This is a genomic window from Kitasatospora sp. NPDC093806 (genome assembly GCF_040683335.1).
Lineage (GTDB): Bacteria > Actinomycetota > Actinomycetes > Streptomycetales > Streptomycetaceae > Kitasatospora.
In genome coordinates this window covers 1-5,116 of sequence record NZ_JBFBDO010000211.1, presented here as the reverse complement: position 1 = coordinate 5,116, position 5,116 = coordinate 1, and the positions used below count along the sequence as shown (strand labels likewise).

The 5,116-nt window shown below is 67.9% G+C and carries 5 protein-coding genes and 1 pseudogene; 3 read left to right on the top strand and 3 right to left on the bottom strand.

The genetic code is table 11. The annotated features are described in order from the left end of the window. Positions 1–228: 228 nt before the first annotated feature. Both AB0N76_RS39110 and AB0N76_RS39105 read left to right on the top strand, forming a co-directional pair. Positions 229–735 (top strand): HAD domain-containing protein, encoded by a 507-nt coding sequence (locus tag AB0N76_RS39110; RefSeq protein ID WP_363565620.1) that lies wholly within the window; start codon positions 229–231, stop codon positions 733–735. A 127-nt stretch (positions 736–862) separates the two neighbouring features. After that, on the top strand, positions 863–1,399 hold the full coding sequence (locus AB0N76_RS39105) for a YrhB domain-containing protein (protein ID WP_363565619.1): 537 nt from the start codon (positions 863–865) through the stop codon (positions 1,397–1,399). Here the strand turns inward: AB0N76_RS39105 and AB0N76_RS39100 are convergent. After that, on the bottom strand, positions 1,386–1,820 hold the full coding sequence (locus AB0N76_RS39100) for a transposase (RefSeq protein WP_363565618.1): 435 nt from the start codon (positions 1,818–1,820) through the stop codon (positions 1,386–1,388). The two genes, AB0N76_RS39105 and AB0N76_RS39100, sit on opposite strands and share 14 nt — an antisense overlap. Before the next feature lie 550 nt (positions 1,821–2,370). After that, positions 2,371–3,876 (bottom strand): ISL3 family transposase, encoded by a 1,506-nt coding sequence (locus AB0N76_RS39095; protein WP_363565621.1) that lies wholly within the window; start codon positions 3,874–3,876, stop codon positions 2,371–2,373. A gap of 248 nt (positions 3,877–4,124) precedes the next feature. Between AB0N76_RS39095 and AB0N76_RS39090 the strand changes: the two genes are divergently transcribed. Continuing rightward, positions 4,125–4,625, top strand: a complete 501-nt coding sequence (locus AB0N76_RS39090; RefSeq protein WP_363565617.1) for a cyclic-phosphate processing receiver domain-containing protein — start codon at positions 4,125–4,127, stop codon at positions 4,623–4,625. Between the two features lie 7 nt (positions 4,626–4,632). Here AB0N76_RS39090 and AB0N76_RS39085 read toward each other — a convergent pair. Next, positions 4,633–4,737: pseudogene (locus AB0N76_RS39085) on the bottom strand (transposase); the annotation flags it as partial. Positions 4,738–5,116: the final 379 nt, after the last annotated feature.

Below are 5,116 nucleotides of genomic sequence, written 5' to 3'. Positions count from 1 at the left end.
GGTGCGCACCACCCACCCACACCACACCCACCACCCCACCCACCCCCCTCACCACCCAACTCCACACCACCCTCGACCTCATCCTCCAAGGCATCAAAACCACGGAAACCACGCAAGCAGAGGCCTGACAACGGGAACAGGGGGCAGACACCAGGACGGCGGAGACGACGACAGACACAGCGGGGACGACAGGCTGACACCCAGACAGACCACCACTACCCTGCTCCCGTGACCGACCCCGCACAGCTCCCACTGCTGTTCCTCGACGTCGACGGACCACTCATCCCCTTCGGCGCCACATCCGGGCACTATCCGACCTACACAACCGGACCCCACACGAACCCACTCCTCAGCAGGCTCAACCCCGACCACGGACGCCAACTGGCAGCACTCTCATGCCAGCTCGTGTGGGCAACAACCTGGACCACCGACGCCGACGAATGCATCACCCCCCTCCTCGGCCTCCCCCAACTCCCCGTAGTCACCTGGCCCGAACCCTCCGACACCGACGACCAGGACGAACGACACGGGCTCCACTGGAAAACCCGCACCCTCATCCAATGGGCCCAAGGGCGCCCCTTCGCCTGGGCCGACGACGAGATCACCGACACCGACCGCGCCTGGGTCGCCCACCACCACCCAGGACAAGCCCTCCTCCACCGCGTCGACCCCCGCCACGGACTCACCCCCCACGACTACGCAACCCTCAACACCTGGCTCACCCAACACACCTGAACACCAAAACCTCAGAACGCAGACACCGCCCGAGAAGTCAGCGGAGGCCTGAGACCGCGTTTGAGATCTCAGTTGGCGATGTGGGCAAACTCGGAAACCCGGTTGACCTGGGGTGAATGATGAGGGCGTGATCTCCAAGGAATGTGCCGTCGGGCTTGTCGAGTCCCTGCTGGCCAGAGAGTGGCTGACATGGGCAGGGCCGGTCCCGGAGCTGGCCGTCTATCGCGTGGAGGAGCATGCGATCGGCTGGCTCGTCTTCTGGAACTCAGCGGAGTACGCCCGTACCCGTGATCTGCGCGACAACCTGGTAGGCAGCGGTCCTTACCTGGTGGACCGGCACGACGGGAGTATCCACCATGTCCCGGCCACCGCGATGGCTGGGGACTGGGAATTGCTCTACCTCCGGCAGGTCAGAGGGGGAACAGCGTCCGACCCTCTGGTCATCGCGCTCCAGAAGATCCTTCGCTCCTCCGGAACGACAGCGGCCATGCACTACCTCCGCCGCCAGGCACCTCTACTCGGACTGCAGGACGTGAAGGTGTTCGTGTCTGCGGTGTCGGGTGGGGTGCGGCCTCCGGACGAGCTGGTGAGTCTCACCTGGAAGCGTGATGCCTGTTCACGCCCGGACATCGAGACTCTCACGGGCCCAGTCACGGACCAATGAGTGACAGACGCCGCGGTCCTGGTCGGGTGGCCGGGCGCCCTCGGGTGAGGCGGCGGACCACATCGAAGCCTCTGGTAGCAGCGGGCGCCGTATCGGCGGTGCGGACGAACTGCGAGTCGATCAGGCCCGCGCTCGGCTCCGCGTCGCGGCCGTCGGCTTCACGGACCTTGCCGCGCAGGGCGTCATGGATGCGCTCAACGGCACCCTCGTCGCGCCACCACGTGAAGTACCAGTACACCGTCGGCCACGGGGCGAAGTCCTTCGGCACCTGCCGCCAGGCACACCCGGTCCGCACCACGTAGAAGATCGCGTCCACGATCCGCCGCTGCGGATGCTTCTCCCGACGCCCGCCCTTCGGTCCCACCCGCGCCAGCGGTAGCAACGGCTCCACCAGCGCCCACTGCTCATCCGTCAGGTCCAACAGATGAGCACCCCTACCACCGCTCACGGTGAGCTCAACGACCGCCTCAACAACGGGACACGGCAGATCTCAAACGCGGTCTGACAGCATCCACCACGATGTGGCACGTGCGGCCGTTCTCTTGAGCCATCACGATCAGGGCGAACCGAACAGGGACAAGGCGACATGGGTGGTGTCCTCGACGCGCAGGGCCGGGAGCCCTTCCGGAACGGTCAGCCGGACGAGGTCTCCACCGTCACCCCGACGCAATGGTGCCGAAGCCGGGAGGCCACGAGTTCCATCTCGACGAACGTGCCCACGAGGCCGGTCGTCCTCAACTCGTCCGCCATAACCCGCGCTTGTACCAGTGGCAGCCCGTATACCTCCCGAAGAGCACGAAGAACGGGCACCGCACTCGCCCCGGGCTCCGCAAGCCACAGCCGGGCGGGGCCGTACTCCGCCAACAGAACCCGGCGGATCTCCTCCGGAGTCACCTCGCCGAAGTCCTCCTCGCACCAGGCGACATGGCAGGACTGGCTCTGTCCCGTAATCGGTGGTAGCCGTCTGTGATTCAGGTGAGGAGGATGCGGTGTCGGAGAAGGGCGAAGCCGGCCCGGCCGTGCATCTGCCGCATGATCCTCTTGGTGTGGGTGTTCACGCCTTCGGTGCGGCCGTTGTGGTGGGGCAGGGTGAGGCCGGCATCGACCGCGGCGCGGTCGAGTTCGAGGCCGTTGCAGAAGCTCTGCAGGTAGGGCTGGTCGGCAGCGCGGGCGGCGGCGATCCACTCGGTGAGCTTGGCGTCGTTGCCGGGAGTCGGGGTGAGGAGTTCGGCGAACGAGCGGACGAGCCCTGCGAGGTCGGTCATCTCCGGGCAGGCGGCGGTGAGGATCTTGAGCAGGTCGGTGTCCTTGTCGCGTAGTCGGTCGGGGCGGGTGAGCATGAGGCGGGCGAGTCGGCGTGAGCTGATCACCGGGAGGACGCTCTCGGCCCGGCCCTGAGTGATGTAGCGGCCCAGCAGGTTGGCACTGCCGGTGTAGCCCAACTCCTTGATCTCGCGCAGGAGGTGGGTGACGGGCACCGCCGGATCCTCGGCCCGACGCCTGTGCAGGTGGTCGCGGTAGGGGTCGACGAGCGTGGGCCGGTACTGCGGCGCCCGTCGCAGGCCCTCGGGCTCGGGCGTGCGTGCGTATCGCTTGACGGTGTTCAGGGCCAGGTTCAGACGGCGGGCGCACTCGAGCAGGCCCGCGCCCTTGCCGAGCAGGTCGTGGACCTGGTGCCATCGCTCCCGGGTGGTCGCCGCGCGCACGCCTTCCGGACGGGGCGGATTCACAGTGGCCCAGCACGCGGAGTGCGCCCGCACCTCCTTCAGGACGGTCTCGCAGAGATTGCGCCAGATGTGCCACCGGTCGCCGACCTGCACCGCTTCGGGCAGAGCGCGGCGGACGGCCTCGCCGTAGGCCCCGGAACCGTCCCGGCACACGATTTCGACGCCGGGGTGCTCACGCAGCCACGTCTCCAGAGCGTCGGCACCGCGCCCGGGCAGCACGTCGATCCGCTCACCTGTCTCAGCGTCGATCAGCACGGTCGCGTACCGGCAGCGGCGACGCAGGGCGAAGTCGTCCACGCCCAGGATCCGCGGCGCCCGCCGCGCGGGCAGGGATATCCGCAGCAGCATCCGCAAGGCCGTGGACCGGGAGACCGGCGCGGCCAGCGCCATCAGCAGCCGCGACGCGGCCCGGCCCGCTAACTCCTTAACCACCAATCCGAGTTGGGCCGAGAGGCGGCTCGTTCGGCGCTGGTAGCGTTCCAGCAGACTGGGCACCTGCTCACGGAACGTCTGCCACCGACAGCCCAGTACCGGGCAGGCCAGTCGACGGACGCGCACCGCCACAAGCACCCGCCGACCGTCCGTCGGCACGTCCGCAAGTGTCCGGTGGTGGAAGCCGTGCACCCGGTCCGTCGGCGCCCCGCAGGCCGGGCAGGGCACCGGACCGTCCTGGGTCCGGGCCACCACCCGAATCACCTCGCCCTCGTCCACCACGTCCTCGATCACCAGCGGCGACAACCCGGAAAACACCGTGCCCACAAGCTCGTTGACATCTGCCACAACCTGTCAACGATGCCCGTCACGCTTCGTTACCACCGATTACGGGACAGAGCCGCAGGACTGACAGGCCCCCTTGGTTCCCCACCACAACCTCCCGCCGAGGATGAACTGGCCGGTGTCACGCATCAACACACCGCCACATGCCTCACACCGCGTCGCGATCTTCACACCCTGAGTGATCACCGCGAACTCCTCACCATCGGACCCTGCCCCGGATCGTGCCGAAACAGAACCGCCCCGTCGACCGGGTCGATACAGAAGCACCCACGGACACGACGCCGACGCATCGGCCCCTCCAGATGGGCCATCCGGACACCGGGCCCGCACCAGACCATCCCCGGGCCACGCTCGGACAGGCGGCTGTCCGCGACAATAACCCCGTGACAGAAGCCCCTACCTCGCCGATACCCGTCATCCTCGGCATAGACGACCTCCGCCGCCTCCCTCGGGCCACGCGGATCGCCCGCACCAGCCGCGAAGGCGTCCAGCTTCTGGAAGCGCACCGCGGCAGCTTCATCGACGAGCTGTGGCTCGACCACGATCTCGGTGGCGACGACACCATCATGCCGGTGGTGACCCTCCTCGAAGAGGCCGCCTTCAACGGACAGCCCTTTCGAATCGGAGCCGTCTTCGTCCACAGCGCCAACCCCATCGGTGCCGAAACCATCGTCAGGTCACTCAACCGCTGGAACTACCACGTCCAGCGGGCGACAGCCTAGTGCCGCATCAGGCAACGTTTGTCCTGGCGACGACTGTGCGTGGGCGCTCGTCGGCGGCGTGCTTGTTCCGCCCGATGATGTAGCGGCGGATCATGCTGCCCTGTTCCTTGTGGCAAGGGTGTTGGCGGAGCACCAGCTCAACCGGGTCCGCGAACAGCACGCTGCCGTCCACGCACCCGGGTCCCGGTGCTCGCCGCCACCGCCGAGCACCGCAGGGCGGACCAGGCCCCGGCCCTTCGCAGCTTCGCCACCGGTCTCCTCCAGGATCTCGATGCGGTCGTCGCCGGCCTGACAAAGCCCGAGGCCAACGGAGGGATCGACCACGCCCCGCCGTCCCTGCGCGTCCCGGGTCCGGCCGGTGGCCCGCTGCCGGGCGAGCGCGCTCCGCACCGCCGCCTAAGGCGTGTCTGATAATTGATCTTGTGGCAGGTCGAGGCGAGTTGACGGACGCGGCGTGGGCGCGGATAGAGCCCTTGTTGCCGCAGGTGGAC